Annotated in this window: 26 protein-coding genes; 18 read left to right on the top strand and 8 right to left on the bottom strand. The window is 69.9% G+C overall.

Annotated elements, in window-relative coordinates:
• Positions 1-81: 81 nt before the first annotated feature.
• Positions 82-765, bottom strand: a complete 684-nt coding sequence (locus AB0J69_RS42650; RefSeq protein ID WP_364130230.1) for a BadF/BadG/BcrA/BcrD ATPase family protein — start codon at positions 763-765, stop codon at positions 82-84.
• Between the two features lie 60 nt (positions 766-825).
• Here AB0J69_RS42650 and AB0J69_RS42655 point away from each other — a divergent pair, with 60 nt between their 5' ends.
• From AB0J69_RS42655 to AB0J69_RS42680, 6 genes are all read left to right on the top strand, one after another.
• On the top strand, positions 826-1,695 hold the full coding sequence (locus tag AB0J69_RS42655) for a MurR/RpiR family transcriptional regulator (protein ID WP_364130233.1): 870 nt from the start codon (positions 826-828) through the stop codon (positions 1,693-1,695).
• Complete coding sequence (locus AB0J69_RS42660) at positions 1,692-2,438, top strand: SIS domain-containing protein (protein ID WP_364130235.1); 747 nt, start codon at positions 1,692-1,694, stop codon at positions 2,436-2,438. Before AB0J69_RS42655 ends, AB0J69_RS42660 begins: the two co-directional genes overlap by 4 nt.
• 75 nt (positions 2,439-2,513) lie before the next feature.
• On the top strand, positions 2,514-3,884 hold the full coding sequence (locus AB0J69_RS42665; protein ID WP_364130237.1) for a cellulose binding domain-containing protein: 1,371 nt from the start codon (positions 2,514-2,516) through the stop codon (positions 3,882-3,884).
• 57 nt (positions 3,885-3,941) lie between these two features.
• Positions 3,942-5,189, top strand: a complete 1,248-nt coding sequence (locus AB0J69_RS42670; protein WP_364130239.1) for an extracellular solute-binding protein — start codon at positions 3,942-3,944, stop codon at positions 5,187-5,189.
• Positions 5,189-6,073 (top strand): sugar ABC transporter permease, encoded by an 885-nt coding sequence (locus AB0J69_RS42675; RefSeq protein WP_364130242.1) that lies wholly within the window; start codon positions 5,189-5,191, stop codon positions 6,071-6,073. The genes AB0J69_RS42670 and AB0J69_RS42675 overlap by 1 nt, the downstream gene beginning before the upstream one ends.
• Positions 6,070-6,888: a carbohydrate ABC transporter permease gene (locus tag AB0J69_RS42680; RefSeq protein ID WP_364130245.1), complete on the top strand. Its 819-nt coding sequence runs from the start codon at positions 6,070-6,072 to the stop codon at positions 6,886-6,888. The genes AB0J69_RS42675 and AB0J69_RS42680 overlap by 4 nt, the downstream gene beginning before the upstream one ends.
• On the opposite strand, the gene AB0J69_RS42685 is transcribed toward AB0J69_RS42680, so the two are convergent.
• A complete protein-coding gene (locus tag AB0J69_RS42685; protein WP_364130248.1) occupies positions 6,878-7,369 on the bottom strand; it encodes a winged helix-turn-helix domain-containing protein in 492 nt (163 codons plus the stop codon). The genes AB0J69_RS42680 and AB0J69_RS42685 overlap by 11 nt on opposite strands.
• Positions 7,370-7,410: 41 nt before the next feature.
• A complete protein-coding gene (locus AB0J69_RS42690; protein WP_364130250.1) occupies positions 7,411-7,887 on the bottom strand; it encodes a GntR family transcriptional regulator in 477 nt (158 codons plus the stop codon).
• Positions 7,888-7,998: 111 nt separating this feature from the next.
• Here AB0J69_RS42690 and AB0J69_RS42695 point away from each other — a divergent pair, with 111 nt between their 5' ends.
• On the top strand, positions 7,999-8,301 hold the full coding sequence (locus tag AB0J69_RS42695) for a hypothetical protein (protein ID WP_364130253.1): 303 nt from the start codon (positions 7,999-8,001) through the stop codon (positions 8,299-8,301).
• A 482-nt stretch (positions 8,302-8,783) separates the two neighbouring features.
• Here the strand turns inward: AB0J69_RS42695 and AB0J69_RS42700 are convergent, their stop codons facing one another.
• The gene (locus AB0J69_RS42700; protein WP_364130433.1) at positions 8,784-9,803 is read right to left on the bottom strand and encodes a BadF/BadG/BcrA/BcrD ATPase family protein; all 1,020 of its coding nucleotides are present in this window, start codon (positions 9,801-9,803) and stop codon (positions 8,784-8,786) included.
• A gap of 106 nt (positions 9,804-9,909) precedes the next feature.
• On the opposite strand from AB0J69_RS42700, the gene AB0J69_RS42705 reads away from it, so the two are divergent.
• From AB0J69_RS42705 to AB0J69_RS42735, 7 genes are all read left to right on the top strand, one after another.
• Entirely contained in the window at positions 9,910-10,755 is an 846-nt protein-coding gene (locus AB0J69_RS42705; RefSeq protein WP_364130255.1) for a MurR/RpiR family transcriptional regulator, read from the top strand.
• Positions 10,756-11,490 carry an SIS domain-containing protein gene (locus AB0J69_RS42710; RefSeq protein WP_364130258.1) on the top strand — a complete coding sequence of 245 codons (735 nt, stop codon included), beginning with the start codon at positions 10,756-10,758 and terminating at the stop codon, positions 11,488-11,490. It begins immediately after the preceding gene.
• A 19-nt stretch (positions 11,491-11,509) separates the two neighbouring features.
• Complete coding sequence (ngcE, locus tag AB0J69_RS42715; RefSeq protein ID WP_364130261.1) at positions 11,510-12,922, top strand: N-acetylglucosamine/diacetylchitobiose ABC transporter substrate-binding protein; 1,413 nt, start codon at positions 11,510-11,512, stop codon at positions 12,920-12,922.
• Positions 12,919-13,830 carry a sugar ABC transporter permease gene (locus AB0J69_RS42720; RefSeq protein ID WP_364130264.1) on the top strand — a complete coding sequence of 304 codons (912 nt, stop codon included), beginning with the start codon at positions 12,919-12,921 and terminating at the stop codon, positions 13,828-13,830. The genes ngcE and AB0J69_RS42720 overlap by 4 nt, the downstream gene beginning before the upstream one ends.
• Entirely contained in the window at positions 13,830-14,747 is a 918-nt protein-coding gene (locus AB0J69_RS42725; RefSeq protein WP_364130266.1) for a carbohydrate ABC transporter permease, read from the top strand. Before AB0J69_RS42720 ends, AB0J69_RS42725 begins: the two co-directional genes overlap by 1 nt.
• Positions 14,748-14,784: 37 nt before the next feature.
• On the top strand, positions 14,785-15,672 hold the full coding sequence (locus AB0J69_RS42730) for an aminoglycoside phosphotransferase family protein (protein WP_364130269.1): 888 nt from the start codon (positions 14,785-14,787) through the stop codon (positions 15,670-15,672).
• A gap of 494 nt (positions 15,673-16,166) precedes the next feature.
• Complete coding sequence (locus AB0J69_RS42735) at positions 16,167-16,721, top strand: GNAT family protein (protein WP_364130272.1); 555 nt, start codon at positions 16,167-16,169, stop codon at positions 16,719-16,721.
• Between the two features lie 68 nt (positions 16,722-16,789).
• Here AB0J69_RS42735 and AB0J69_RS42740 read toward each other — a convergent pair whose 3' ends face one another.
• On the bottom strand, positions 16,790-17,242 hold the full coding sequence (locus AB0J69_RS42740; protein WP_364130275.1) for a nuclear transport factor 2 family protein: 453 nt from the start codon (positions 17,240-17,242) through the stop codon (positions 16,790-16,792).
• Between the two features lie 101 nt (positions 17,243-17,343).
• Between AB0J69_RS42740 and AB0J69_RS42745 the strand changes: the two genes are divergently transcribed.
• Positions 17,344-17,841 carry a MarR family transcriptional regulator gene (locus AB0J69_RS42745; protein WP_364130277.1) on the top strand — a complete coding sequence of 166 codons (498 nt, stop codon included), beginning with the start codon at positions 17,344-17,346 and terminating at the stop codon, positions 17,839-17,841.
• An 85-nt stretch (positions 17,842-17,926) separates the two neighbouring features.
• On the opposite strand, the gene metE is transcribed toward AB0J69_RS42745, so the two are convergent.
• A complete protein-coding gene (gene metE / locus AB0J69_RS42750; protein ID WP_364130279.1) occupies positions 17,927-20,074 on the bottom strand; it encodes a 5-methyltetrahydropteroyltriglutamate--homocysteine S-methyltransferase in 2,148 nt (715 codons plus the stop codon).
• A 76-nt stretch (positions 20,075-20,150) separates the two neighbouring features.
• Between metE and AB0J69_RS42755 the strand changes: the two genes are divergently transcribed.
• The gene (locus tag AB0J69_RS42755; RefSeq protein ID WP_364130281.1) at positions 20,151-20,999 is read left to right on the top strand and encodes a LysR family transcriptional regulator; all 849 of its coding nucleotides are present in this window, start codon (positions 20,151-20,153) and stop codon (positions 20,997-20,999) included.
• Between the two features lie 113 nt (positions 21,000-21,112).
• Here the strand turns inward: AB0J69_RS42755 and AB0J69_RS42760 are convergent, their stop codons facing one another.
• The gene (locus AB0J69_RS42760; RefSeq protein WP_364130284.1) at positions 21,113-21,796 is read right to left on the bottom strand and encodes a DNA alkylation repair protein; all 684 of its coding nucleotides are present in this window, start codon (positions 21,794-21,796) and stop codon (positions 21,113-21,115) included.
• On the bottom strand, positions 21,793-22,461 hold the full coding sequence (locus AB0J69_RS42765; RefSeq protein WP_364130287.1) for a TetR/AcrR family transcriptional regulator: 669 nt from the start codon (positions 22,459-22,461) through the stop codon (positions 21,793-21,795). The genes AB0J69_RS42760 and AB0J69_RS42765 overlap by 4 nt, the downstream gene beginning before the upstream one ends.
• 97 nt (positions 22,462-22,558) lie before the next feature.
• Here AB0J69_RS42765 and AB0J69_RS42770 point away from each other — a divergent pair, with 97 nt between their 5' ends.
• Entirely contained in the window at positions 22,559-23,734 is a 1,176-nt protein-coding gene (locus AB0J69_RS42770) for an acetyl-CoA C-acetyltransferase (protein WP_364130289.1), read from the top strand.
• A gap of 4 nt (positions 23,735-23,738) precedes the next feature.
• The gene (locus AB0J69_RS42775) at positions 23,739-25,103 is read left to right on the top strand and encodes an alkaline phosphatase D family protein (RefSeq protein ID WP_364130292.1); all 1,365 of its coding nucleotides are present in this window, start codon (positions 23,739-23,741) and stop codon (positions 25,101-25,103) included.
• Positions 25,104-25,117 lie beyond the last annotated feature (14 nt).

Raw genomic sequence — 25,117 nt, forward strand, 5'->3', positions numbered from 1 at the left:
AGGTTCGACGATTTTATGTTCTAACCACATTTATGGGGAAATATGCGGTCTAAATTCCCCGTAATGTGCCCGACATGCGTGCTACATCCCGAGCGCGCCGGCCCCGCCCGCCCCGCCGGGGCCGCCGGCCCCGGCCATGCCGACCACCCCGTCGAGTCCGTTCAGCCCCTCCGGCACCAGCCGATCGACGACCGCGGCCACCAGCCCGCCCGCCGGCACCACGCCCTCGGGGATCCCACCGTCCAGGGCCCGGATGGTGGCGCGGGCGGCGGCTCGGCCGAGCCAGAAGGCCGAGCCCTCGTCGCCCAGTTGCCACCCGTACCCGTCGGCGGTGGCGACCGGTACGTGGTCGGTAATTTTTGCCGCGATAGCCCCCGTCCCAGAGATGAGCACGGTCCCGGACGGCACCGGCGTGCCGGCCGCGAACGCGGTCACGATGTCCCCGACCGTCCGCACCGGCAAGGGCCCGCCGGCCTCCCCCCGCACGCCCCCGGGCAGGAGGTCGCGGAAGACGCGCTCGGTCAGCTCCGCGCACAGCCCGGGCGAACCCGCGAGCCCCACCACCACGCCCCTGACCTGCGCCGGATCGATCCCCGCCAAGGCCGTGCGCACGGCGGCCGTCAGGTTGGCGGCGGCCCGGTCCGGGCCCAGCGCCCCCGGATTGGCCCCGCCCGCCTGCCCCCGCCGTAACGGCTCGCCCGCCACCGTGAACACCGCCGCACGCGAGGAAGTGCCCCCGGCGTCGACCCCAAGAACCACCTGCATGTCAAAAATTATTGCCCGAATAGCTTGACGGCGCCACTGTCTGAGCATAATTATCACCGCGTGGAACTCCTCAACCGCATCGGAGCCGAACGGCACGACATGCCGGAGGCCCTGCGCAAGGTGGCCGACGCCATCCTCAACGCCCCCGCCGAGGCCGCCCGGCTGACCATCGTCGATCTCGCCGAGCGGAGCAGGACGTCCACGGCCACCATCACGCGCTTCTGCCGCGCCCTCGGCTTCGCCGGGTACGCCGAGCTGCGCGTGGCCATCGCCACCGAGACCGGCCGGGTGGCGCAGCAGACCTGGGAGACCGACATCGGTCAGGAGATCCTGCCCGACGACAGCCTCGAACGCGTGCTGGGCGTCGTGTCCGCCAACGACATCCGCCTGATCCAGGAGACCCGCGACCAGCTCGACCTGGCCGTGGTCGAGAAGGCCGCGCAGGCCGTGGCCAGGGCGGGGCGGGTGCTGCTGTTCGGGGTGTCGAGCAGCGCGGCCGTGGCCAGCGAGATGGAATACCGGTTGCAGCGCATGCGCGTACCGACCTGGAGCAGGTCCGACGCCCACAGCGCGCTGACGGACGCGGCGCTGCTCGGCCAGGGCGACGTCGCGATCGGCATCTCGCACAGCGGCCGGACGCGCGAGGTCATCGAGGTGCTCGCGGAGGCGGGCAGCCACGGCGCGATCACCGTGGCCGTCACCTCGCAGCCGAGGTCACCGCTGGCCGAGGTGGCCGAGCTGGTGCTCACCACGGCCAGCCGGGCGACGAGCTTCCGCTCCGAGGGGTTCGCCGCGATCCATTCGCAACTGCTCGTGCTCGACGTCGTGTACGTGTCCGTCGCCCAGCAGACCTACGAGCGGACGAAGCAGGCGTTCGACGTCACCGTCCGCGCAGTGGCCGGACACCGTCTACCAGAAGGGGATGTATGACGCTGGATCCGCAGGAATTCGTCGAGCACATCGCTCACCTCGTACGCACGATCCCGGACGATCCGGAGATCTCGCGTGCCGCAGACCTCTTCACCAAGGCGCTGACCGGAGGCGGCGTCATCCAGGCGTTCGGCTCCGGCCACTCCGAGGCCGTCGCGATGGAGATCGCCGGCCGCGCCGGCGGCCTCGTGCCCACCAACCGGCTCGCCCTCAGGGACATCGTCCGGTACGGCGACGCGCCCCCGTCCGAGCTCGACCGCTACGACCTCGAACGCGACCCCGCCGTCGCCCGCACCATCCTCGATCTCGCCCCCGTCCAGAGCCACGACCTGTTCGTCATCATCTCCAACTCCGGCGTGAACGGCGTGGTCGTCGAGCTCGCCACCCTCGTCAAGGAACGCGGTCACGACCTGATCGCGATCACCTCCCGAGCCCACAGTGAAGCCGCCGCGTCCCGCCACCCCTCGGGCCGCAAGCTCATCGACCTGGCCGACGTCGTCCTGGACAACCACGCGCCGTACGGCGACGCCGTCCTGCCCCTGCCCGACGGAGGCGCCACCGGGGCCGTCTCCACGATCACCTCAGCACTGCTGGCCCAGCTCGTCGTCACCCGGACGGTACGCAACCTGCTCGAAGCCGGTGAAGTGCCGCCCGTCTACCTCTCGGCCAACGTCCCCGAGGGCGACGCGCACAACCTCCGCCTGGAGGCGCTGTACGCGGGCCGCATCCGCCGCGGCGCCTGACCGTTCTCGCGCCACCACCTCTCTTCGGCATGCACGAAATTCGGGGGCCGTAACCACCGCAAGGAGAGTCCGCCCATGTCCCGAAATTTCGGAAAACTTGTCTTCTCCTTAGCCATCCCCGCCATCCTGATCTCGGCCCTGGTCTTCGGCACCCTGGTCGCCCCGGCCAACGCCGACCAGGCCGTCCGCCTCCAGTACCGCACCAGCGCCCCCGGCGCCACCACCGCCCAGGCCGAGCCCTGGCTCCGCCTGTTCAACGACGGCACCACCACGATCCCACTCAACCAGGTCAAGATCCGCTATTACCTGACGGGCACCGAGACCTACCGCTTCGCCTGCTCCTGGGCGGTCGTCGGCTGCTCGACGATCACGGGGCAGTTCGTCCGCCAGCAGGGCAGCGGCCAGTACCTGGAGGTGGGGTTCGGCTCCGGCAGCCTGGCCCCGGGCCAGAACACCAGCGACATGCAGCTGCGCTTCTACCGCGCGGACTGGCAGACGTTCACCCAGAGCGACGACTACTCCTACGGCGCCCAGACCGCCTACGCGAACTGGGACAAGATCGCCGTCTACGTGAACGGCCAGCTGGCATGGGGCAAGCCGACGGGCACCGACCCCGACCCGACCCCGACCGTCACGCCGACCGTGCCCCCGGGCGGGGCGGGCGTGCTGTTCGACGACTTCACGTATTCCGGGTCGGGCGACCCGCTGCTCGCCCAGCGTGGCTGGACGGTGCGCTCCAGCTCGGGAGGCCCCGGCGTGCCCGGCGCCACCTGGTCGCCCGCGGGCGTCTCGTTCCCCGGCGGCCTGCTGACGCTCGACTCTTCCACGAACGGCACGGCAGCCGGCACCGTGCAGACCGAGCTGTCCACCGCGAACCGCAAGTTCCACGAGGGCACGTACGCCGCCCGCGTCCGCTTCAGCGACGCACCCACCAGCGGCCCCGACGGCGAGCACGTGGTGCAGACGTTCTTCACCATCACCCCGCTGCGCTACAACCTGGACCCCGAGTACGGCGAGCTCGACTTCGAGTATCTGCCGAACGGCGGCTGGGGCGAGCCGTCCAACATCCTCTACGCCACGAGCTGGGAGACCTACCAGGGCGACCCCTGGCAGGCCGTGAACACCCACACCGAGGAGCGGACGAGCTTCGCCGGCTGGCACGACCTGGTCATCCAGGTCTCGGGTGGCCGGATCAAGTATTACGTGGACGGCCGCCTGTTCGCCGACCACGGTGACATCTACTATCCCGAGACCCCGATGTGGATCATGTTCAACCAGTGGTTCATCGATCTCCAGGGCGCCACCGGGACCCGTACGTACCGGCAGCAGGTCGACTACCTCTACCACAGCAAGAACGAGGTCGTCGCGCCCGCCGACGTGCTCAGCCGCGTCGCCTCCCTGCGCGCCGCCGGCACCGCCTTCAAGGACACCGTCCCCAACTCGTGACGAAAGCCCCGCGCCCGCGACCAGCGGGCGCGGGCACCCCCCATCAGAAGGAACGCCATGAAGAACCGCATCCTGGCCCTGGCGGCCGTGTTCGCGCTGGGCGCGTGCGGCACCGCCGCCGAGGAGCCCAAGGCGACCGGCCCCACGAAGCTGACCGTCTGGATCATGGACGGCAGCGTCACCCAGGAACTGCTGAAGAAGTTCGAGACCGAGTACGAGGCCGCGCACCAGGGCATCGACCTCGACCTCCAGATCCAGGCGTGGGACGGCATCGGCGAGCGCGTCACCGCCGCCCTGGCCAGCACGGACGCCCCCGACGTGATCGAGGTGGGCAACACCCAGGTCGCTCAGTACTCGGCCAGCGGCGGCGTCACCGACCTGACCGCCAAGGTGGCCGACCTCAAGGGCGAGGACTGGCTGCCGGGCCTGGCCCAGCCGGGCAACATCGACGGCAAGCAGTACGGGATCCCCTGGTACGCCGCCAACCGCGTGGTCGTCTACAACAAGGACCTGTTCGAGAAGGCCGGCATCGAGCAGCCTCCCAAAACGCGGGACGAGTGGCTAGATATCACGACAAAGCTCAATAAAGACGGCAACCAGGGCATCTACCTGACCGGCCAGACCTGGTACGCCCTCGCCGGCTTCGTCTGGGACGAGGGCGGCGACCTGGCGGTTCAGGAGGGCGGCAAGTGGAAGGGCGCCCTCGACACGCCCCAGGCGCTGGCCGGCATGGACTACTACCGGCGCCTGCAGGCCCTCGGCAAGGGTCCCAAGGACGCCGACGAGGCCAACCCGCCCCAGCACGAGGTCTTCGCGCAGGGCAAGGTCGCCCAGATCATCGCCGTCCCCGGCGTCGCCGCCCGCGTCCTGGAGGTGGACGCCAAGCTGAAGGACAAGATGGGCTTCTTCCCCATCCCGGGCAAGACCGCCGACAAGCCGGGCACCGTCTTCACCGGCGGCTCCGACCTGATCATTCCGGCCGCCTCTAAGCGCCAGGACGAGGCGTACGAGCTGGTCAAGGCGCTGGCGGGGGAGCAGTTCCAGACCGAGCTGGCCAAGGCCATGAGCTTCGTGCCGAACCGTACCTCGCTGGCCGGCGTGCTCTCCGGCGAGGAGGGCACCGCCGCCATGGCCACCGGCGCCGCCAACGGCCGCGCCACCCCGAACACCCCCAACTGGGCCGCCGTGGAGGCCACTTCCGTGATCAAGCAGTACATGACCGCCGTTCTCACCGGCGCGGACCCGGCGGCGGAGGCGAAGAAGGTCTCCGAGACGATCACCACGACCCTGAACAGCGGATCCTGATGTGGCGAAGGGACCGCTCGCCCTGGCCCTACCTGCTCATCGCGCCCACGGTGGCGGGCGGGGCCTTCCTCCTGCTCTACCCGCTGCTCAAGGCGGCGGTGATCTCGTTCCAGCACTTCCGGATGGGCGAGCTGATCAGGGGCGGGGCGACGCTCGTCGGCCTGGAGAACTACGAGGAGCTCCTGACCGGCGAGGAGTTCTGGCAGGTGCTGCTGCGCACGGTCGTGTGGACCGCGATCAACGTGGTGCTCATCGTGGTGCTGGCCACCGGCGTCGCCCTGATGCTGCCGCGCCTGCGCCGTGGCCTGCGCCTGGCCCTGATGAGCGCCCTGGCGCTGGCCTGGGCCACCCCGATCATCGCGGCCACCACCGTGTTCCAGTGGTTGTTCCAGTCGGAGCTGGGGGTGGTCAACTGGCTGCTGGTCACGCTCGGCTTCGACTCCTTCCAGGGCTACACCTGGTTCGCCAACGGCACGGCCACGTTCGCCGTACTCGTGATCCTGGTCGTGTGGCAGTCGGTGCCGTTCGCCGCGCTCACCCTCTACGCCGGGCTGACCACGATTCCCACGGAGCTGTTCGAGTCGGCCAGGATCGACGGCGGGACCGGCTGGCAGGTGTTCTGGAAGGTCACCTTCCCCATGCTCAGGCCGCTGTTCGCGCTGGTCGCCTCGCTGGAGGTGATCTGGGTGGCCAAGTGTTTCCCGCAGATCTGGGTGCTCAGCCAGGGCGGGCCCGACGGCGCCACGACCACCCTGCCCGTGTACGCGTTCAAGATCGCCCGCGTGCTGCACCGCTACGACCTCGGCTCGGCGGTGGCCATGCTGACGGTGGTCATCCTGGCCGTCGCCCTGATCAGTAACCTGCGTCGGATGGTGCGCTCGTGAAGAGGCTCATGCTCAACGCCGCGGCGGTCGCCGTCCTCGTGACGACGATCTTCCCGGTCTACTGGATGTTCCTGACCGCGTTCAAGCCGACCAGGGACATCCAGGCGGACACCCCGACGTTCTGGCCCAGCGACCCCACGCTCGACCACTTCGTCACGGCGATCAACGCGCCGGGCTTCTGGACCTACTGGCGCAACAGCCTGCTGGTGACGGTGGCGGCGGTGCTGATCGCGCTGGTGGTGGCGCTGCTGGCGGCGTTCGCGGTGGCCAGGATGCGGTGGCGGGGGCGGGGCGCGTTCGTGGTGGCGGTGTTCGCGGCGCAGATGGCGCCGTGGGAGGCGCTGCTGGTGCCGGTGTTCATCATCGCCCGCGACACCGAGCTGCTGGACTCGCTGGCGATGCTGACCGGGGTCTACTTCATGATCACGCTGCCGTTCACGATCGTGACGCTGCGCGGGTTCCTGGCCGCCATCCCGCTGGAGCTGGAGGAGGCGGCGCAGGTGGACGGGTGCAGCCGGGTGGTGGCGTTCCGGCGGGTGGTGTTCCCGCTGCTGGCGCCGGGGCTGATGGCGACCTCGCTGTTCGGGTTCATCACGGCGTGGAACGAGTTCGCGTTCGTCAACGTGCTGATCATCAAGGATCAGGACAAGCGGACGCTGCCCGTGTGGTTGTCGTCGTTCCGGGACGTGTTCGGCACGGACTGGGGCGCCACCATGGCCGCCGCCAGCCTGTTCGCGCTGCCCGCGCTGCTGCTGTTCCTGTTCCTGCAGCGCCGCGTCGGCACGGGGATGACGGCGGGGGCGGTCAAGGGCTGAGCGAGGTCTCGGGCCAGTCCTTCGGGTCGGACACGAAGGTGCCCCGCCTGGGCACGGTGAAGACCCAGCGGCTGTCCCGCAGATGTGAGACGGCCTGCCGGGCCGTGACCTTGGCGACCCCGTACTGGCGCATCAACGCCTTCTCGCTGGGGATCGCCCGGTTCGGCCGGAGCTCGCCGCGGGTGATCCGGGCGATGAGGTCTCTGGCGATGATCGCGTGCACCGCCCGCGTCGGCTTCGTCCGTGGCACGCCGAGCGGCCCCACGAACGTCCCCTCGCCCGGAACGGTGTGGACGAGCTGCCGCCGGCGCAGCTCCCGGGCCACGTTGCGCGCGGTGGTCCGCGCGATGTCGAACTCCGCCTCCAGAGCCGTCTCACTCGGCACGGGGTCGCCGGTCCGCAACTCCCCGCTGGTGATCCGCTCGTGGATCATCTCGGCGACTTGTACGTAGATGGGCGTCGGGCCATCGCGGTCGAGCATGCTCATAGCGTAGACGTATCGATACGAGCAGGCAGGCAAAGTCAGGAGTTGGGCCACGACTCCTTCGGCGAGACGTAACTGCCGCGCTGCGCGACGGTGTAGATCCAGCCCTGCTCCCGGAGGAGCGCCATGGCCCGCCGTACCGTCTCGCGCGCCACGCCGTGCCGCTTCACCAGCGCCGTCTCGCCGGGTATGGGGCGTCGCGGTAGGAGTTCTCCGGCCTTGATCTGATCGGTGATCTCTGTCGCTATCTGCTGGTAGAGCGGCATTTTCCGCTTCTGGCGCGGCGCTCCCGCCGGCTGCCCGACGAAGGCGCCCTCCCCCTGAACCGTGTAGACGAGCCCCTCCTCCCGCAGCAGGCGGACCGCCCGCCTGGCGGTGGTTCTGGCGACCCCGAACTCCTGCTGGATCTCCGCCTCGCTGGGCGCCGGGCTGCCGGACGGAAGGCCGGCGACCCTTTCCCGCAGGATGTTCGCGATCTGGATGTAGACGTGGGTGTCCCCTTCGTAGTCGAGCACGTAGGCAACATAGGCGAAGACGGGAGAGAGTTCTCATATCGTTCTGTCCATTTAGACAGAGTGCTCTCTACATGTAGACAAGGCGAGACGACCAGATCTACGGTTGGCCGCATGATCGAGCCTCCACCGGTTCCAGACGACGACCGGTACCACTCGGCCCACGTACCGAGGCCCCGCCCGGGTTTCACGCGGCTGCGATGGGAGCGCCTACGGGAGGGCTCCGCCGCACGCATCCGGGACTACACCTGCGACTGCCAGAACCCCTATTACGAGCTGTGCTCGGCCGGCGGCCAATACTTCATCCGCAGGACCTGGTTGCGGAACGGAACGGTCCAGGTCCACGAGACCGCACGCGGCCGGGTCGCCAAGGCGATGGAGGTCTGGAGCAAGCTGCTGTCGGGCGAAGCCGCATGAGAGACCGGGTGGACGGGGAGCCCTGAGCCCGGCCAGTGGTGGCAGGCGATCAGTGATCGGATTGTGGGTTCGCCGGGTGGACAGGGGGCCAGGAGCCAGGCGTGCACCACCGGCGCCTTGTGCGTGGACAGGTCGTCGCAGATGAGAGCGACCGACAGGCCCACCTCGACCTGGCGGTCGATCTCGTCCAGAAAGTCTGGGGAAATCGAGCGCGCAGTGCCGCGCGGACAGCTTGCCGATCACCTTGCCGGTGGCCGTGCCCAAGGCGGCGAACAGGTCCACGGTGCCGTGCCGGACGTAATCGAAGCTACGCCGCTCGGGCACGCCGGGCAGTCCGCCGCTCCTGCTGCGATGACACCAGCGGTTCGAGTCTGCTGTCCGCCATCACTCCAGCAGACCTCAAAGGCCGGTCACCGTCACGACCGCGCACCGATCCGAGACGAAAGACACCTCATGTGGTGTCCCTCATACTCATGACCGGCTCACTGGCGGCCGGCGGTGAAGGCGGCGTGGCGGGCGCGGGCGTCGGCCTCCGACAGCAGGTCGCGGGCGGCCAGCCAGGCCGCCGCGCCCGCCGCGTCGCCCGCCGTCGTGATCCGCTCGCTGCCCAGAAGCTCGGTGACGGCCCGCCGCACAGGGCCGTCACTGGTCAGCACGCTCCCGGCGAGCACCACGGGACCTGACACGTGCACCCTGCGCAGGGTCGCCACTAGATGGTCGGCGGCCTCGTGCACGATCTTGACCGCGAGCGGGTCGCCCGCCACGGCCGCCTCGCTGACCAGGGAGGACAGCGCGGCCAGCCGCATGTGGTCGGCCTGCGCCAGCCGGACGATGCGGTCGGCGGCGGCCCGCGGCGTGGCGGGCCGCTCCGTTCCGAGGAAGTGCGCCCCGACGAGCCTCGCCAGCACTCCTCCCGCGGCACCGTCCGCGCGGGCGCCCCGCTCCGGGCCGACGGCCTCGACCGGCGCGCCCGGGGTCACGGCCGCCACGGGCATCCCGCGGTCCAGGGCCTGGACCACCGCTTTGGCCGCCTCGCGCCCGATCCAGAAGCCGGACCCGGCGTCGCCGAGCAGCCAGCCCAGCCCGTCCGCGAGCACCTCCTGCTCGTAGCCCACCAGCCGGGCCGCCACCGCACCCGTGCCCGAGAGCAGCAAGGACCCGTCAGGGTCGGGGGAGCCGGCGGCGAAGCCGATCGGCACGTCGCCCACGTACCGAGGCGCGTTGGCGATCCCGTGAGCGGCCCAGACCTTCGTGACCTCGGGCGCCATCTCCTCGACGTGCCCCGCCACCCCGGCCAGCGATGCGACCACCCGGCTCCCCGTGCCCGGCGGGAGCGCCTGCGCCAGCGCCGCGTCGAAGGCCGCCACCGCCTTGGCCACCCCATGGGCGCTCGGATTGCCCGCCACGCTGCGGGCGTAGCCCACCCGCGTGCCGTCGAGCGTGTGGACGGCGATCCGCGTCGATGTGGCACCGGCATCGACACCAACCACTAGCGATTGCATCACGGTCCGAGTCTGGGGGTTGACGCAGCCGGGAAGCAAGAATAATTTTCGCCAGAAGACCGGGTATTCGGAAGGAATATTCGTGACTTCAGGAGCCCTCGGGCGCGTGGAAACGGAACTACCCGGTTTGCCGGAGGCATTGCGCAGGGTCGGCGAGGTGATTCTCGGCGACCCGGCCGAGGCCGCGCGGTCGACCATCATCGCCCTGGCCGAACGCGCGGGCAGCTCGCCCGCGACCGTGACCAGGTTCTGCCGGGCCTTTGGCTTCTCGGGCTACGCCGAGTTGCGCGTCGCCCTGGCGACCGAGACCGGCCGGGCGGCCCAGGCGGGATGGGGCGCGGGCGTCGGGCACGAGATCGGCCCCGACGACCCGCTCGACGCGGCCATCGAGGTGATGGCCGCCGCCGACACCAGGCTGATCCAGGACACCGCCGCCCAGCTCGACCTCGACGTCGTCGCCCGGGTGGCCGACGCCATCGTCGCCGCGCCGCGGGTGCTCCTCGTCGGCGTCTCCACCAGCGGAGACGTCGCCACGATGCTCGAAGGGCGGCTGCGCCGCATCGGCATCCCGGGCTGGAGCGCGGGCGACGCCCACGTGGCCCTGTCGGAGGCGGCGCTGCTGAAGGCGGGCGACGTGGCCATCGGCATCAGCCACCGGGGCCGTACGCGGGAGGTCATGGAGGCGCTCGCCGAGGCGGGCAGCCACGGCGCGCTGACGGTGGCCGTCACCTCCTTCGCCCGCTCGCCGCTGGCGGAGCTGGCCGACCTGGTGCTGACCACCGCCAGCAGGGAGACCACGTTCCGGCTCGGCGGCCTGGCCGCCGTCCACTCGCAGGTCTTCGTGCTGGACGCGGTGTACGTGGCGGTCGCGCAACGCACCTACGAGCGGACGAACGAGGCATTCGAGCGCACGATCAGCGCCGTGGAGAGCCACCGGGTGGAGAGAGGCTGAATGACGTACGCATCCAAGGTCCTCGATCTGGCACGTCAGGTCGCGGAGCGCCAGGCCGAGCCGGTACGCCGGGCGGCCGCGCTCATCGTGGCCTCGATCCGGGCAGGAGGCGTGGTCAACGCCTTCGGCTCGGGACACTCCGAGGCCATCGCCATGGAGATCGCCGGACGGGCCGGCGGGCTCGTACCGAGCAACCGCCTCACCCCCAGGGACCTCGTGCTGTACGGCGGGCAGCCCGCGAGCGTGCTCACCCCCGAGCTGGAGCGGGACCCGACGGTCGCGCGCCAGATCTACGACCTGGCCCCGGTCGCGCCGGAGGACGTGTTCGTGCTGGTCTCCAGCTCCGGCGTGAACGGCACGGTCGTCGAGCTGGCCGGGATCGTCAAGGACCGCGGTCACCAGCTGATCGCGATCACCTCGGTCGAGCACAGCACCCGCATGACCTCGCGCCACCCGTCCGGTCGCAAGCTGCTCGACCTGGCCGACGTGGTGCTGGACAACGGCGCGCCGTACGGCGACGCCATCCTCGACCTGCCGGGCGGCGGCAGCTACGGTGCGGTTTCCACGATCACCTCCGCGTTGCTCGCGCAGATGGTGGTCACCGAGGCGGTGGACGAGCTCGTCGCGCTCGGCGAGACGCCTCCCGTCTACCTGTCGGCCAACGTGACCGGCGGCGACGAGCACAACAAGGCGCTGGAGAGCCGCTACGCAGGGCGCATCAGGCGCGGATCATGAATAGTCAGGAGTAGTCATAATGCCTAACACCCCCCACATCAGTAGGCGCGAGCTCCTCCGCGGTGCCGCGCTCGTGCCCGTGGCAGGGGCGCTGGCCGCGTGCGCCACCCCCGCCGCGCCTCCGGCCGCATCGAGCTCGGCGGCCCCGGCCGCGACCAGCGCGGCCAACCCCTTCGGCGTGGGCAGCAAGCCGCTGGAGGTCTGGATCTTCGACGGCGGCTTCGGCCAGGACTACGCCAAGAACATCCACCAGCCGCTGTTCAAGAGCAAGTACGCCGGCGTCGAGATCAAGCACAACGCCACCAAGGAGATCACCAAGGTCCTCCAGCCGCGCTTCGCCGGCGGCAACCCGCCCGAGGTCATCGACAACTCCGGCGCCAACTTCATGGACTTCGGCGCCCTCTCCCAGGACGGCCAGCTGCAGGACCTGACCCCGCTGCTCGACGCCCCCTCGTGGGACGACCCGAACACCAAGGTCAGAGACACCATCGACCAGTCCGTCATCGACATCGGCATGTACGAGGGCAAGTTCAGCGTCCTCGGGTACGTCAACTACATCCACGGCATCTGGTACTCGCAGAAGGTGTTCCGGGACAACGGCTGGCAGATCCCGAAGACCTGGGACGAGTTCCTGGCGCTGTGCGAGACCATCAAGAAGTCCGGCAAGATGGCGCCCTTCACCTACGCCGGCAAGTTCCCGCAATACCTCTACGAGCCGCTGCTCACCATGGCCGCGAAGGTCGGCGGCAACGAGGTGCTGGTCAACATCGACAACCTCGAGGACGGCGCCTGGACCAGCGAGGCCATGAAGACCGCGGCCACGGCCTGGGCCGAGGTGGGCGCCAAATACCTCATGGAGGGCACCACCGGCCTCGACCACGTGCAGACCCAGACCGCCCAGAACAAGTACAAGGTGGCCATGCTGCCCTCCGGCTCCTGGCTGGAGAACGAGCAGAAGACCACCACCCCGGCCGACTTCGAGTACGGCATGTTCCCGATCCCCGACGTCACCGGCTCCGACAAGATGCCGTACGGCACCCTGCACACCCAGCCCGGCGAGAACTTCATCGTCTCGGCCAGGAGCGCCCACCCGCAGGCCGGCATGGAGTACCTGCGGGCCATGCTGTCGAAGAAGGCGGCCGGCGACTTCAGCGCGCTCGTCCGCACCATGACCGTGGTCAAGGGCGCCACCGAGGGCCGCGACATCTCCCCGGGCGTCACCAGCGCCTCGAAGGCGGTCGCCGACGCGGGGACGAACACCGTCTACTACCGCTGGTTCAACTGGTACGGCCCGCTCAAGGACGAGGCCATCGCCGCCACCGGTGAGCTCATGTCCGGCGGCCTGACCCCGGACAAGTACCTCGAGCGCATCCAGAAGAAGGCCGACGAGATCAAGAACGACTCCTCGATCAAGAAGTACAAGCGCACATGATCTTCAACAGGTATCGCCGTGGGCTGTTCATCACCTCGTTCCTGGCAGCCCCGGTGATTCTCTACCTGGTTTACGTGATCTCCCCGTACATCCAGGCGTTCTACATCGCGCTGACCGACTGGCGCGGTGTGACGGCGACGCCCCGGCTCATCGGGTTGGAGAACTTCCAGCGGCTCTTCAACGACAACGTCTTCTGGCAGGCCGTCATGCACAACGGCGCCCTGCTCGTGCTGCTGCCGCTGATCACGATCGTCATCGCCCTGTTCTTCGCCTTCCTCCTCAACGTGGGCGGACCACAGGGCGTGACGGGGATCCGCGGGTCGAAGTTCTACCGCGTGATCTTCTTCTTCCCGCAGGTCCTGGCCGTGGCCGTGGTCGCGGTGCTGTTCCAGCAGGTGTTCCGGCCGGACGGCAGTGGCATGCTGAACGGCCCGCTGATGGCCCTCGGGATGGGGCCGATCGGGTTCCTCTCCGACCGGGACGTGGCGTTCTGGTCGGTGCTGGCGGTGATGGTCTGGCAGGCGGTCGGCTTCTACGTCGTGCTGTTCTCGGCCGGCCTGGCCTCGATCCCCAAGGACATGTTCGAGGCCGCGCAGATCGACGGGGCGAGCCGGATCAGCCTGTTCTTCCGCATCACGCTGCCGCTCCTCTGGGACACCGTGCAGGTGGCCTGGGTCTACCTGGGCATCCTGGCCCTGGACGTGTTCGCCATCGTGTGGGTGATGACCCTCCAGCACGGCGGGCCCGACCGGTCGACCACGGTCATGGCCGCCGAGATCTATCGCAGCGCCTTCGAGCACTTCCGCTTCGGCTACGCCTCGGCCCTGGGCGTGGTGATGTTCTTCTTCACCGTCGGCTTCGCGATCCTCTCGCTGCGTCTGTCCCGGCGCGAACGAATCGAGTACTGATGACAACGATGATCTCGTGGACGGCGGCGAACTCGCGGAAGATCGCCCGCGAGGAGCGCAGACGCCGCCTCGGCCCCCTCGGCGTGCTGACCCACCTGGCCCTGCTGATCTGGACCCTGCTCGTGATGGTCCCGATCCTGTGGACGTTCCTGGCCTCGGTCAAGAGCGAGGACGAGATCTTCAGCGACGCGTGGTCGCTGCCGGCCTCGCTGCGGTGGGACAACTTCGCCAGGGCCTGGGAGCAGGCGCACATCGGGCAGTACATGCTCAACAGCGTCATCGTTGTGGCGTTCAGTACGTTCGGGACGATGCTCATCGGGTCGATGGCGGCGTACGTGCTGGCCCGCTACCCCTTCCGCGGCAACCGCGCGATCTACCTGCTGTTCGTCTCGGGTCTGGCCTTCCCCGTCTACCTGGCCCTGACCCCGCTGTTCTTCGTCGTCCAGAACATGGGCAACCTCCCGGTGATCGGCCCGTTCATCGGCCTGAACACGCACGCGGGGCTGGTCCTGGTCTACATCGCGTACTCGATGCCCTTCACCGTCTTCTTCCTGTCGGCCTTCTTCCGCACGCTGCCGACGGCGGTGGGGGAGGCCGCGATGGTGGACGGGGCGTCCCACACGAGGGTCTTCTTCCAGATCATGCTGCCGATGGCCAGGCCGGGCATCATCAGCATCACGATCTTCAACATCCTGGGCCAGTGGAACCAGTATCAGCTGCCGCTGATCCTGCTCCAGGAACGGGACAAGTGGGTCCTCACCATGGGCATCGCCGACATCTCCACCGCCGCCGGATACGACCAGGACTGGTCGGCGCTGTTCGCCGCCCTCACCCTGGCCATCCTGCCCATGCTGATCATCTACACCGTCTTCCAGCGCCAGATCCAGTCCGGCCTGACCTCGGGAGCACTGAAATAGCTCGCACGCCGGACATGCCGGGCTTAGGGTGCGGAGTGTGACTGGCGACATCCGCGCGTTGCTGGCCCGCCACTTACCCGACTACCGGGTGCGTTCCATCAGCCGCCTCGGCCACGGCCTCGACAACGACGTGTACGAGGTCAACGGCGAGCTGCTGATCCGGCGGAACAAAGTAGTGGACCCCGAGTCGAACCGGCAGGAGGTCGCCCGCCTGGCGGCCGTCAGGGAGCTGTCCCCGCTGCCGGTTCCCGAAGTCGTCTTCGCCGACGACGAGTCCGGTGCGATCGCGTACCGCAAGCTCCCCGGAGAGCCCCTCAACCAGCACCTGGCCGGCGTCCTGGGCCCCGGCGTGGCTCTGGACCTGGGCCTCGACCTGGACCTCAGGAGCCTGGCCGGCCCGCTGGGCGGCTTCCTCAGCGCCATCCACGGCGCCGCCCCTGGCCGGATGCGCGAGCTCGCGCCGCTGGACGTCTACCCCGCGCCGACGCTCCTGCAGGACGCCGAGCTCGACTACCGGGACGTCGAACGCCACGTCCCGGAGGACCAGCGCCCGCTGGTGGAGCGCTTCCTGCGCGACACCCCGCCGGACGAGCCCCGCTCGCTGTGCTTCTGCCACAACGACCTGGGGGCGGAACACGTCCTGGTGGACACCCGGACGAACTCGATCACGGGCATCATCGACTGGACGGACGCCGCCATCACGGACCCGGCCCACGACTTCGCCCTCATCTACCGGGACCTCGGCCCGGAGATCTTCGAGCTGACACTGTCGCACTACGAGTTCGACGTGACGGAGGAGGACCGGGCGAGGGTGCTCTTCTACGCGAGGTGCGCGTTGATCGAGGACCTGGCGTACGGCCTGAGCACGGGCCCCCGCCACTACGCCGACGCAGCCCTCACCCACCTGTCCTGGACCTTCGAGTAGCCGAGGCCCCGAAAAGCCCGCCACCCGTGGCCTGGCTACACGGTGGGCCCGAAAAGCCCCGCCCCCACCCGTGGCCCGGCTACACGGTGGGCCCCGTCCGCCCGCCCCGAGCGGTCCTCGCCTCCGGCTCGGGCTGTCCCCCTGAGGCGCGCCTCCGGCGCGACGACGCCTCCGGCGTTCAGCCGTCCCACCCGTTGCCTGTCGAGGCGGTGGGCCGACGACCGCCCACCCGGACCGGGATGCCTTCACGGACGGTTACCGGCAGGGCACTGGGTTGAATCGTGCACCCAGGGGCGGCGGGGTGGACGTGGGCAACCGGGAACTTCTCACGAACTCCGAGAGCATCGGCCCGCCGGAGCAGCCGAACCCCAAGAGCTCCCGGCCCGCCGGGACAAAGGCCCAGCCAGACGGCCGACCTCCCCCGACAGCCCCGCCCCGGTCGCGCGCCGAAAAGCGTTGGCGACCCCAAACCGCGATCTGCTTTGCTCCCTCCCATGACGACATCGGCCTGGGTAGGAGATCGCGTCCGCCTGCGCGCCAAAGAACCCGAGGACTGGGAAGCGTTCCAGGCCTTCGACGAAGACTCCGACGCCGTACGAAGCGGCTGGCGGCTCACCCCGCCCAACTCGGTCGCCCGGGCGAAGAAGGCGGCGGCCGAGCACGCCGAGGAGGAGCTCGATCTCGACAAGTTCTCCCTGGTCATCGCCACCAAGGCAGACAACGCCGCGGTCGGCTCGATCAACACCCACCAGATCGACCGCGTCCACGGCACCTTCGCGTACGGGATCTCCGTCGGCACCCCGCACCACCGCAAGGGCTACGCCAGCGAGGCGATCGTCCTGCTGCTCCGCTACATGTTCTTCGAGCGCCGCTTCCAGAAGGCAGAGGCGTGGGTCTACAGCTACAACGACGCCTCCCTGGCCCTGCACCGGCGCATGGGCTTCGTGGAGGAGGGTCGTCGGCGCAGGAGCCACTACGCCAACGGCCGCTATCACGACGAGTTCCTCTTCGGCCTGACGGTCGAGGAGTACACCGAGCGCTACGCCTGACGAGACGTCTCGCAGGGGGAACAACGGAACAACGGAACAACAGAACAACGCGCGACCTGCGGCGCGGGTCAGCGCCCGGCCGGGACGGCGTCCTGGGGCTGCTTTTCGATGACCCATACGGGGGTGGCGTCGACGCCCGACAGACGCCATCCCTCAGGCGAGCGGATCACGTCGTAACGGAACCGTTCGCTGAGCATGCGCCGAGGCTCCGGAGCCAGCCGTCCCTCCGGCGCGGCGGCGGCGCTGAAGGTCACGATCACGTCCGCTCGTACGCCGGCATGCTGACCGTCCGCGTCCACGTCGACGAGGGCGTTGTGGACGAAGTGCTGGACCCGTTCCCCGGTCGAGTGGTTGCGTGACGCCTGGGCGATCGCGGCGTCCGGCCCCTCGGCGAGGCCGCCGGGAGTCCGGACGGTGATCTCGTCGGCGAACACCGATCGCAGGTCGTCGAAGCGCCCCTCGTCCATGCAGGCGTAGAGCCGGTAGATCAGCTGGGTGATGTCTCCGTGGTCATCTGACATGGTCATGGACCTTTCCCGATTTGTTGGCTGAGCCAATGTTGGCACGGCCAACTATAGGCCAGATTGTTGGGTACGCCAACACCGTTGGTAGGTTTCTCGGCGTGGAGAACGCCGAGAAAATCGTTCCGAGCAGGCTGCGTGGCCTGCCGAGCCGCCTGATCGGTTACGTCGCGATGTCGGGCAACCGGCTCGTCGACCAGGCGCTCGCCGCCATCGGAGCACGCCGTTACCACTACGCGCTGCTGGCCGCGCTGGAGGAGTTCGGGCCGGCCAGCCAGGCCTCCTTGGGGCGCCGTACCGGCATCGACCGCAGCGACATCGTGGCGACCGTGAACCAGCTGGCGGAACGAGGCCTGGTCGAGCGCAGCCCCGATCCCGGCGACCGGCGGCGCAACATCATCACCGTCACCCCGGAGGGAACCCGGCACCTGGAGGAGCTCGACCGTCTCATCTCCGGCGCCCAGGACGAACTGCTCGCGTCCCTGACCGCCACCGAACGCGAGCAACTCGTCGGACTCCTGACCCGCGTCGCCGACCACCACCACGCGGCCTCGTCCTCGTCCCCGGACTGGCCGCCCGCCCGACACGAATCAGGCTGACCGCCCACGTTGCTGACCGCCGCGCCTCGAAGAAAGGTCTCTTACGGACGCCAGAGACGCTCCCGAAGGCGGAGCGCGACACGCATCAGGCTTCGAGCTCGGCCCGCAGCCGGCGCGTGGCCGCCACCACGTTCGCCAGCGAAGCCTCGACCTCCTCATACGTACGCGTCTTGAGCCCGCAGTCCGGATTCACCCAGACCCGCTCCACCGGCAACACCTCCACCGTCCTCCGCAACAGCCCTTCCACCTCCCCCTCCGAGGGCACGCGAGGCGAGTGGATGTCGTAGACGCCGGGCCCGAGCCCCCGCCCGAACGTGGACACGGCGGAAAGAATGCGCGCCCCCGACCGCGCCGACTCGATCGTCGTGACGTCGGCGTCCAGGCCGTCGATGGCGGCCAGGATCTGGTCGGCGTCCGAGTAGCACAGGTGGGTGTGGATCTGCGTACGGTCGCTCGCCCCCGACGTGGCCCGCCGGTACGCCGCCACCGCCCACTCCAGGTAGTCGGCCTGCCCGGCCCGTCGCAGCGGCAGCAGCTCGCGCAGCGCGGGCTCGTCCACCTGGATGATCGACACCCCGGCCGCCTCCAGGTCCCGAACCTCCTCCGCCACGGCGTCGGCCACCTGGAACACCACGTCGCGCAGCGGCACGTCGTCCCGCACGAACGACCAGGCCACGATCGTGACGGGGCCGGTGAGCATGCCCTTGACCGGCCTGTCCGTGAGCGACTGCGCGTACGTCACCCACCGCACCGTGATCGGCTCGGGACGGCTCACGTCGCCGTGCAGGATCGGCGGGCGGGTGCAGCGGGACCCGTACGACTGCACCCAGCCGTTCCTGGTGACCGCGAACCCGTCGAGGTGCTCCGCGAAGTACTGCACCATGTCGTTGCGCTCCGGCTCCCCGTGCACGAGGACGTCGAGCCCGAGGCGCTCCTGCACCCGGATCGCCCGCTCGATCTCGGCCTCGACCTGCCGCTCGTAGTCCGCCTGCGCCAGCGTGCCGGCCGCCACCGCCGCGCGGGCCGCGCGCAGCTCGCCGGTCTGCGGGAACGAGCCGATCGTGGTGATCGGCAGCGCGGGCAGCCGCAGGTGCTCGGCCTGCGCGGCGGCCCGGACCGCGTACGGGCCGCGCTCCTCCCGCACCACCGGCCCCGGCAACGCCACGGACGGCCCGGCCGGCGCCACGCCCCGGAAGTCGGCGCCCGCCAGCGCCACCACCTCGGCCACCTTCTCCTCCGCGAACGCCAGCCGCCCCTTCAGCTCCGGATCGAGATCGGGCTCGTCCGCGACGGTGTGGGGCACGTGCTGCAGCGAGCACGAGGTGCTCACGACGACGTGCTCAGCCCGTACGGCACCCAGGGCGGCCAGCGCACGCTCAGGAGAGGTCCGCCACACGTCCCGCCCCGACACGACCCCCGCGACCACCGTCTTCCCGGTCAGCTCAGTGACCGGCACGGCACCCCGGACCAGGTCGAGGCCGACGGCCTCCACCGGCGTCCCGGTCAGCGCCGGCAGCGACTCCCCGAGGTCGCCGAAGTACGAGGCCACGAAGAGAGCAGGCCGCGCGCTCAGCGCCCCCAGCCGCTCGTACGCGCTCCGTACGGCGGCCAGCTCCTCCGGCGTCCGGTCGCCCACCAGAGCCGGCTCGTCGAGCTGCACCCAGGCCACCCCTTCGGCGGCCAGCGCGGACAGCAGTTCCTCGTAGCAGCCCAGCACCTCGTCCAGCCGCTCCAGCGCCGACCCCAGCAGCAGGAACGTCACCGGCCCCACCACGACCGGCCGCGTCTCGTACCCCAGGGTCCGGGCCTCCCGCACCTCGCCCAGCGGCTTGCTCGCGTCCAGCTTGAACACGGTCTCCGGCCCGATCTCGGGCACGATGTAGTGGTAGTTCGTGTCGAACCACTTCGTCATCCGCAACGGCGCGAGCCCTTCGGTGCCCCGGGCCATCGCGAAGTAGGGGTCGCCGGCGTCCCGATAGCGCGACGGCACCGCCCCGAGCAGCACCGCCGTGTCCAGCACCTGGTCGTACAGCGAGAACGTGTTCGACGGCAGCCCCTCCAGCCCGAGCTCGGCCAGCCGCCGCCAGGTCCGGGCCCGCAGGTCGGCGCCCACCTGGTCGAGCTCCGCCCGGGTCGACCGCCCGCCCCAGTACGACTCCAGCGCCCGCTTCAGCTCCCTCCGCGGTCCGATCCGCGGGTATCCGAGCACGGTGGACTTGGGGAATGAGGACATCTTCTTCGGCTCCCTCGTTATCGATCAGGTCGCTCGAATCGTGCCGACTACCCGGGAAGTCGTGCACCATGTATTGATGCTGCTTATGCTCCGGGAGATCCACTGCTTCACCAGGGTCGCCGAACGGCTCAGCTTCTCGGCCGCCGCCGCCGACCTGGGGATGTCCCAGCCCGCCATGAGCCAGGCCATCACCCGCCTCGAACGCGCCGCCGGGATCAGGCTGTTCGAGCGGACCGCCCGGGAGGTGCGGCTCACGGGGGAGGGCAAGGCGCTGCTGGCGTACGCGGAGCAGGTGATCGAGTCGGCCCGGTCGTTCACCGCCGAAGCGGCCCGGCTGGCCAGGCCGACCATTCACCTCGCTTATCCACCGATCGTCGGCGCGCTGGCGGCGCGGATCGTCAGGCGGCTGGCGGGCCGCACCCCGGCCGTCGGCGTGGAGCTGCGGGCGGCCGGGCGCGGGGCCGCGGTGCGGGCGCTGGCGGACGGCGAGGTCTCGGCGGCGATCCTGGCCACCCCCGCGCCCGCCCAGTTCGTCACGGCGGCCAGGTTCCACGTCACCGTCGACCACCTGGCCGTCCCGGTCGGGCACCGGCTGGAGTCCAGGCCCCGGGTGACCGCGGACGAACTGGGCGGCCAGGTGCTGCTCACCCCGGCCAACCGCCCGTGGCCGGGTCTTCCGGGCCGCCCCCGCCTGGTGGCCGACGACGACTTCGCCGCGGCGCTCGACCTGGTGGCCGCCGGCGCCGGCCTGCTGCCCATCCCGCAACTCCTGGTGCGCAGCATCCGCCGGGACGACGTCCGGTTCGTGCCGCTGGAAGCGGGCGACCTCCGCATCACCTACGCCCTGGCCTGGTCGAGAGAGCGCGTCACCCCAGAGCTGATGGCCCTGGTCCAGGCCGTCCAGGACGCTTTGTGGACCCGCTGAGGAGCACCCCGCACCAGGGCCCACCGCAAGGCGTCGCGCGAGTGCGCGTCTGTTCCGGAGGAACCCCGCTGGAGACGCGGCGGATCAGGCCCCATGCGGGCGCGGGCGGGCGCTCAGGTGGTGACCGGGACGTTCTTCAGCGCCTCACGCCGGCTCAGCCCCGAGATCCCCTTGGCCTTGACATAGCGCAGCACCTCGCCCGGATTCGTCTTGGCGTATTCACGTAACGCCCACCCAATGGCCTTACGGGCGAAGAAGTCGTTGTCCGACAGGCTCGGCTCGATGCATGCATACAGCAACGCCGTATCCGTACGCCCCTTGAACCGGTTCTGGCACAGAATTGCCGTCCGCCGCTTCCACAGATCCCCGTCGTGCGCCCACTCCAGCATGAGCGGCCGCATCGAGTCCGGAAACGTGGCCAGCAGCGCGCCGACGCGGTGCGTGGCCAGCTCGTCCACCAGGTCCCACCAGGCCCCGGAGACGATCATCTCCTCGTACATCGGCACGGTGTAGAGGGTCTGGAACTCCCGGTAGAAGTGGTAGCCGGACAGCTCGATGGCCGCGTACCGCTCCTCGCGATATTCGGCCTCCCGCCACAGCGTCAGCACCGCCCGCCGCCATTCGGGCGCGGTGTCGAGCCGGTGCTCGGCGAACACCTTCCGCAGCGCCGCCCGCCTGGGCACCGCCTGGACGCCCAGGAACGGCATCGTGGACTTCATGTAGGCGCGCATCGCCTCGGCCTTGCCGGGCTCGGCCGCCTCCTGCAGTGCCAGGCGCACCGCCTTGCCGAGGCTCATCCCTTTTGGGTGGTGCGCTCGCCCGTGGCGAGTCCGTCGAAGAGCACGGTGATGTAGTGCTCGGCCAGCCCGGCCGTGTTGAGCCTGCCGCCGGGCCGGAACCAGCGCACCGCGACCCAGATCGTGTCGCGGATCATCCGGTAGGTCAGTTTCGGATCGACGTCGGACCTGAACAAGCCGGCCGCCTGCCCCGCCTTGATCTGCGACACCCAGATCTGCTCGACCTCGTCCTCGGCCTTGACCAGGTAGTTGAACCGCTCGAACTGGCGCAGGTAGTTCCAGTCGTTCTGCATCACCGTGATGGCGGCGCGGTGGGGCTCCAGCGTGCCGAAGCCGATGCGGACCATCTCCGACAGCACGGTGCGGGCGTCGGCGCTGGTGTCGAGGGCCGCGCGGTAGCGGGCGATGAGGTCGTCGAGGAAGGTGGACAGCACCTCGTCGACGATCGTCTCCTTGGAGTCGAAGTGGTGGTAGAGACTTCCTGAGAGGATGCCGGCCTCGTCGGCGATCTCGCGTACTGTCGTGGCCTGGAAGCCCTTGCGCGCGAAGAGCTCCGCGGCGAGCTTGACGAGGTGGTCACGGCGCTCGGACGCCGACCCCGATGAGGTGGCGCGCTGGCGCTTCGCCGGGGTGGTGGTGCTGCCGGAGTTCTTTCGCGTGGTCACGTCCCCATTATGAGCCCTCAGACAATCGCTTGTTCACCTAACTGCCCCAGCTCATGCGGCATTAGCGGCTAGACCAAGCGCTTGCTACGATGCGGTAATGAGTGAGGCGTACATCGTCGGCGCCGTCCGCACCCCCGTGGGGCGCAGGAACGGCGGCCTGGCCGGAGCCCACCCCGCCGACCTCGGCGCGCACGTGCTCAAGGAGCTGATGTACCGGGCCGATGCCGACCCGTCGGCCGTCGAGGACGTGATGTTCGGCTGCGTGGACACGATCGGCCCGCAGGCCGGGGACATCGCCCGCACCTGCTGGCTGGCGGCCGGGCTGCCCGAGGAGGTGCCGGGCGTCACGATCGACCGCCAGTGCGGCTCGTCCCAGCAGGCGCTGCACTTCGCCGCCCAGGCCGTGCTGTCCGGCACGAACGACCTGGTGGTGGCCGGGGGAGTGCAGAACATGAGCATGATCCCCATCTCCTCCGCGATGCTCGCGGGCCGCCCGCTCGGGCACGAGACCCCCTTCGGGGGCTCCAAGGGCTGGGCCGAGCGGTACGGCACGCAGGAGGTCTCGCAGTTCGCCGGCGCCGAGATGATCGCCGCCCGGTGGGGCCTCTCGCGGGAGGAGATGGAGCGGTACGCGTACGAGTCGCACCGAAGGGCGCTGCACGCCATCGACGCCGGACATTTCCGCCGCGAGATCGCCCCCTACGAGGGCGCCACCACGGACGAGGGCCCCCGCCGGGACACCACCCGCGAGAAGATGGCCGCACTCAAGCCCCTCACGGAAGGGGGCCGGCTGACCGCCGCCCTGGCCTCCCAGATCTCCGACGGCGCCGCCGCCCTGCTCATCGCCTCGCCCCGCGCCGTACGCGAGCACGGCCTCACCCCGCGCGCCCGCGTGCACCACCTGTCGGCGCGCGGCGACGACCCGATCATGATGCTCTCCGCCCCGATCCCCGCCACCGTGCACGCGCTTGGCATGACCGGCATGTCCATCGAGGACTTCGACGCGATCGAGATCAACGAGGCGTTCGCCTCGGTGGTGCTGGCCTGGATCAAGGAGACCGGCGCGGACCCCGCCAAGGTCAACCCGAACGGCGGCGCCATCGCCCTCGGCCACCCGCTCGGCGCGACCGGCGCCGTCCTCGCGGTCAAGCTCCTGCACGAGCTGGAGCGCACCGAGGGCAGGTACGGCCTGCTGACCATGTGCGAGGGCGGAGGACAGGCGAACGTCACCGTCGTCGAGCGCCTCGCTCCCCCCGCTCAGGCGGCACCATGAGGGTATGGCGAATCCGTTCACCCTCGGTGTCGCCTCCGGCGAGCCGCTGCCCGACGGTGTGGTGCTCTGGACCCGATTAGCGGTCAACCCCCTGAGCGCCGACCCCGCCCGGCCGGGTGGCATGGCGCCGCGGGCGGTCGAGGTGAGCTGGCAGCTGGCCGAGGACGAGCGCTTCACCCAGGGCCTGCGCCAGGGGACCGCCCAGGCGTTGCCGGCCTGGGCGCACAGCGTGCACGTCAGGGTGTCCGGGCTCAAGGCGGGCACCGACTACTTCTACCGGTTCAGGACCGGCGGCGGGCAGAGCCCCGTGGGGCGCACCAGGACGGCCGACGACCCGGAGTCGGCCCGGCCCGTGCGGTTCGCCGTGGCCAGCTGCCAGCGTTACGAGCACGGCTTCTACACCGCCTACCGGCATCTGGCGGCCGAGCGGCCGGACGTCGTCTTCCACGTCGGCGACTACATCTACGAGTCCCGCCAGTCGGCCCGCGTCGTGCGACCGCTCGGGCCGCTGCCGGGTGAGACGAGCCGGCTGCACGAATACCGCCAGCGCTACGCCCGCTACAAGACCGACCCCGACCTGCAGGCCGCGCATGCCGCCGCGCCGTGGGTGCCGACCTGGGACGACCACGAGGTGCTCGACAACTACCGGGGCAGGGGGGACGGGTCGGCGGCGTTCCTGAGGCGTCGGGACGCGGCCTACCAGGCGTACTACGAGAACCTGCCGATCCGGGTGCGGCCGCAGGGCGGGAATCTGCAGATGTATCGCAGGCGGACGTACGGGACGGTGGCCGACTTCATGGTGCTCGACGTGCGCCAGCACCGCGACGCCACGACCATGCTCGGCGCCGCGCAGGAGCAGTGGCTGCTCTCGCGGCTGGTGACCAGCCCGGTCAGGTGGCGCCTGCTGGTGCAGCCGCTGTTCTTCGCCCGCCGCTTCGTGCCCGGCCCTGCTCCGAACCTGCGCGGCGACTCCTGGGACGGTCACCAGGCGCAGCGCTCGCGCATCCTGGCGGCGAACGCGCCCGGACTGGCCGTGTTCAGCGGTGACGTGCACAACGCCTGGGCCGGGGAGCTGAAGGCCGACTTCCTGGACCCGGGCTCGGCCGTCGTCGGGGCCGAGTTCGTGGGCACGTCGATCACCAGCATGCCCCCGGCCACCGACGGTCCCGCCGTGCTGGCCGCCAACCCGCATCTGAAGTTCTTCGACGACCACCGCGGTTACCTGTCGTGCACGGTGAGTGGCGAGGAGCTGCGGGTGGCGTTCCGCGCGGTGGACTTCGTGGACAATCCGGGGGCTCCGGTGCGTACGGTGGCGGAGTTCGTCACGAAGGGGAGCGGGCTGACGTCAGAAAATACCTCTAGCAAATAGGAAACTTTCCTATT

The sequence above is a fragment of the Nonomuraea sp. NPDC049709 genome (assembly GCF_040674815.1).
Taxonomy (GTDB): domain Bacteria; phylum Actinomycetota; class Actinomycetes; order Streptosporangiales; family Streptosporangiaceae; genus Nonomuraea.

Excerpts from the sequence above, each read along its gene's own strand:
- AB0J69_RS42710 (WP_364130258.1), top strand. The coding sequence starts at position 10,756 with ATGACGTACGCATCCAAGGTCCTCGATCTGGCACGTCAGGTCGCGGAG.
- AB0J69_RS42770 (WP_364130289.1), top strand. The coding sequence starts at position 22,559 with ATGAGTGAGGCGTACATCGTCGGCGCCGTCCGCACCCCCGTGGGGCGC.
- AB0J69_RS42665 (WP_364130237.1), top strand. The coding sequence starts at position 2,514 with ATGTCCCGAAATTTCGGAAAACTTGTCTTCTCCTTAGCCATCCCCGCC.
- AB0J69_RS42650 (WP_364130230.1), bottom strand. The coding sequence starts at position 765 with ATGCAGGTGGTTCTTGGGGTCGACGCCGGGGGCACTTCCTCGCGTGCG.
- AB0J69_RS42720 (WP_364130264.1), top strand. The coding sequence starts at position 12,919 with ATGATCTTCAACAGGTATCGCCGTGGGCTGTTCATCACCTCGTTCCTG.
- AB0J69_RS42735 (WP_364130272.1), top strand. The coding sequence starts at position 16,167 with ATGACGACATCGGCCTGGGTAGGAGATCGCGTCCGCCTGCGCGCCAAA.
- metE (WP_364130279.1), bottom strand. The coding sequence starts at position 20,074 with ATGTCCTCATTCCCCAAGTCCACCGTGCTCGGATACCCGCGGATCGGA.
- AB0J69_RS42700 (WP_364130433.1), bottom strand. The coding sequence starts at position 9,803 with ATGCAATCGCTAGTGGTTGGTGTCGATGCCGGTGCCACATCGACGCGG.
- AB0J69_RS42725 (WP_364130266.1), top strand. The coding sequence starts at position 13,830 with ATGACAACGATGATCTCGTGGACGGCGGCGAACTCGCGGAAGATCGCC.
- AB0J69_RS42755 (WP_364130281.1), top strand. The coding sequence starts at position 20,151 with ATGCTGCTTATGCTCCGGGAGATCCACTGCTTCACCAGGGTCGCCGAA.
- AB0J69_RS42675 (WP_364130242.1), top strand. The coding sequence starts at position 5,189 with ATGTGGCGAAGGGACCGCTCGCCCTGGCCCTACCTGCTCATCGCGCCC.
- ngcE (WP_364130261.1), top strand. The coding sequence starts at position 11,510 with ATGCCTAACACCCCCCACATCAGTAGGCGCGAGCTCCTCCGCGGTGCC.
- AB0J69_RS42695 (WP_364130253.1), top strand. The coding sequence starts at position 7,999 with ATGATCGAGCCTCCACCGGTTCCAGACGACGACCGGTACCACTCGGCC.
- AB0J69_RS42670 (WP_364130239.1), top strand. The coding sequence starts at position 3,942 with ATGAAGAACCGCATCCTGGCCCTGGCGGCCGTGTTCGCGCTGGGCGCG.
- AB0J69_RS42660 (WP_364130235.1), top strand. The coding sequence starts at position 1,692 with ATGACGCTGGATCCGCAGGAATTCGTCGAGCACATCGCTCACCTCGTA.
- AB0J69_RS42760 (WP_364130284.1), bottom strand. The coding sequence starts at position 21,796 with ATGAGCCTCGGCAAGGCGGTGCGCCTGGCACTGCAGGAGGCGGCCGAG.
- AB0J69_RS42740 (WP_364130275.1), bottom strand. The coding sequence starts at position 17,242 with ATGTCAGATGACCACGGAGACATCACCCAGCTGATCTACCGGCTCTAC.
- AB0J69_RS42685 (WP_364130248.1), bottom strand. The coding sequence starts at position 7,369 with ATGCTCGACCGCGATGGCCCGACGCCCATCTACGTACAAGTCGCCGAG.
- AB0J69_RS42775 (WP_364130292.1), top strand. The coding sequence starts at position 23,739 with ATGGCGAATCCGTTCACCCTCGGTGTCGCCTCCGGCGAGCCGCTGCCC.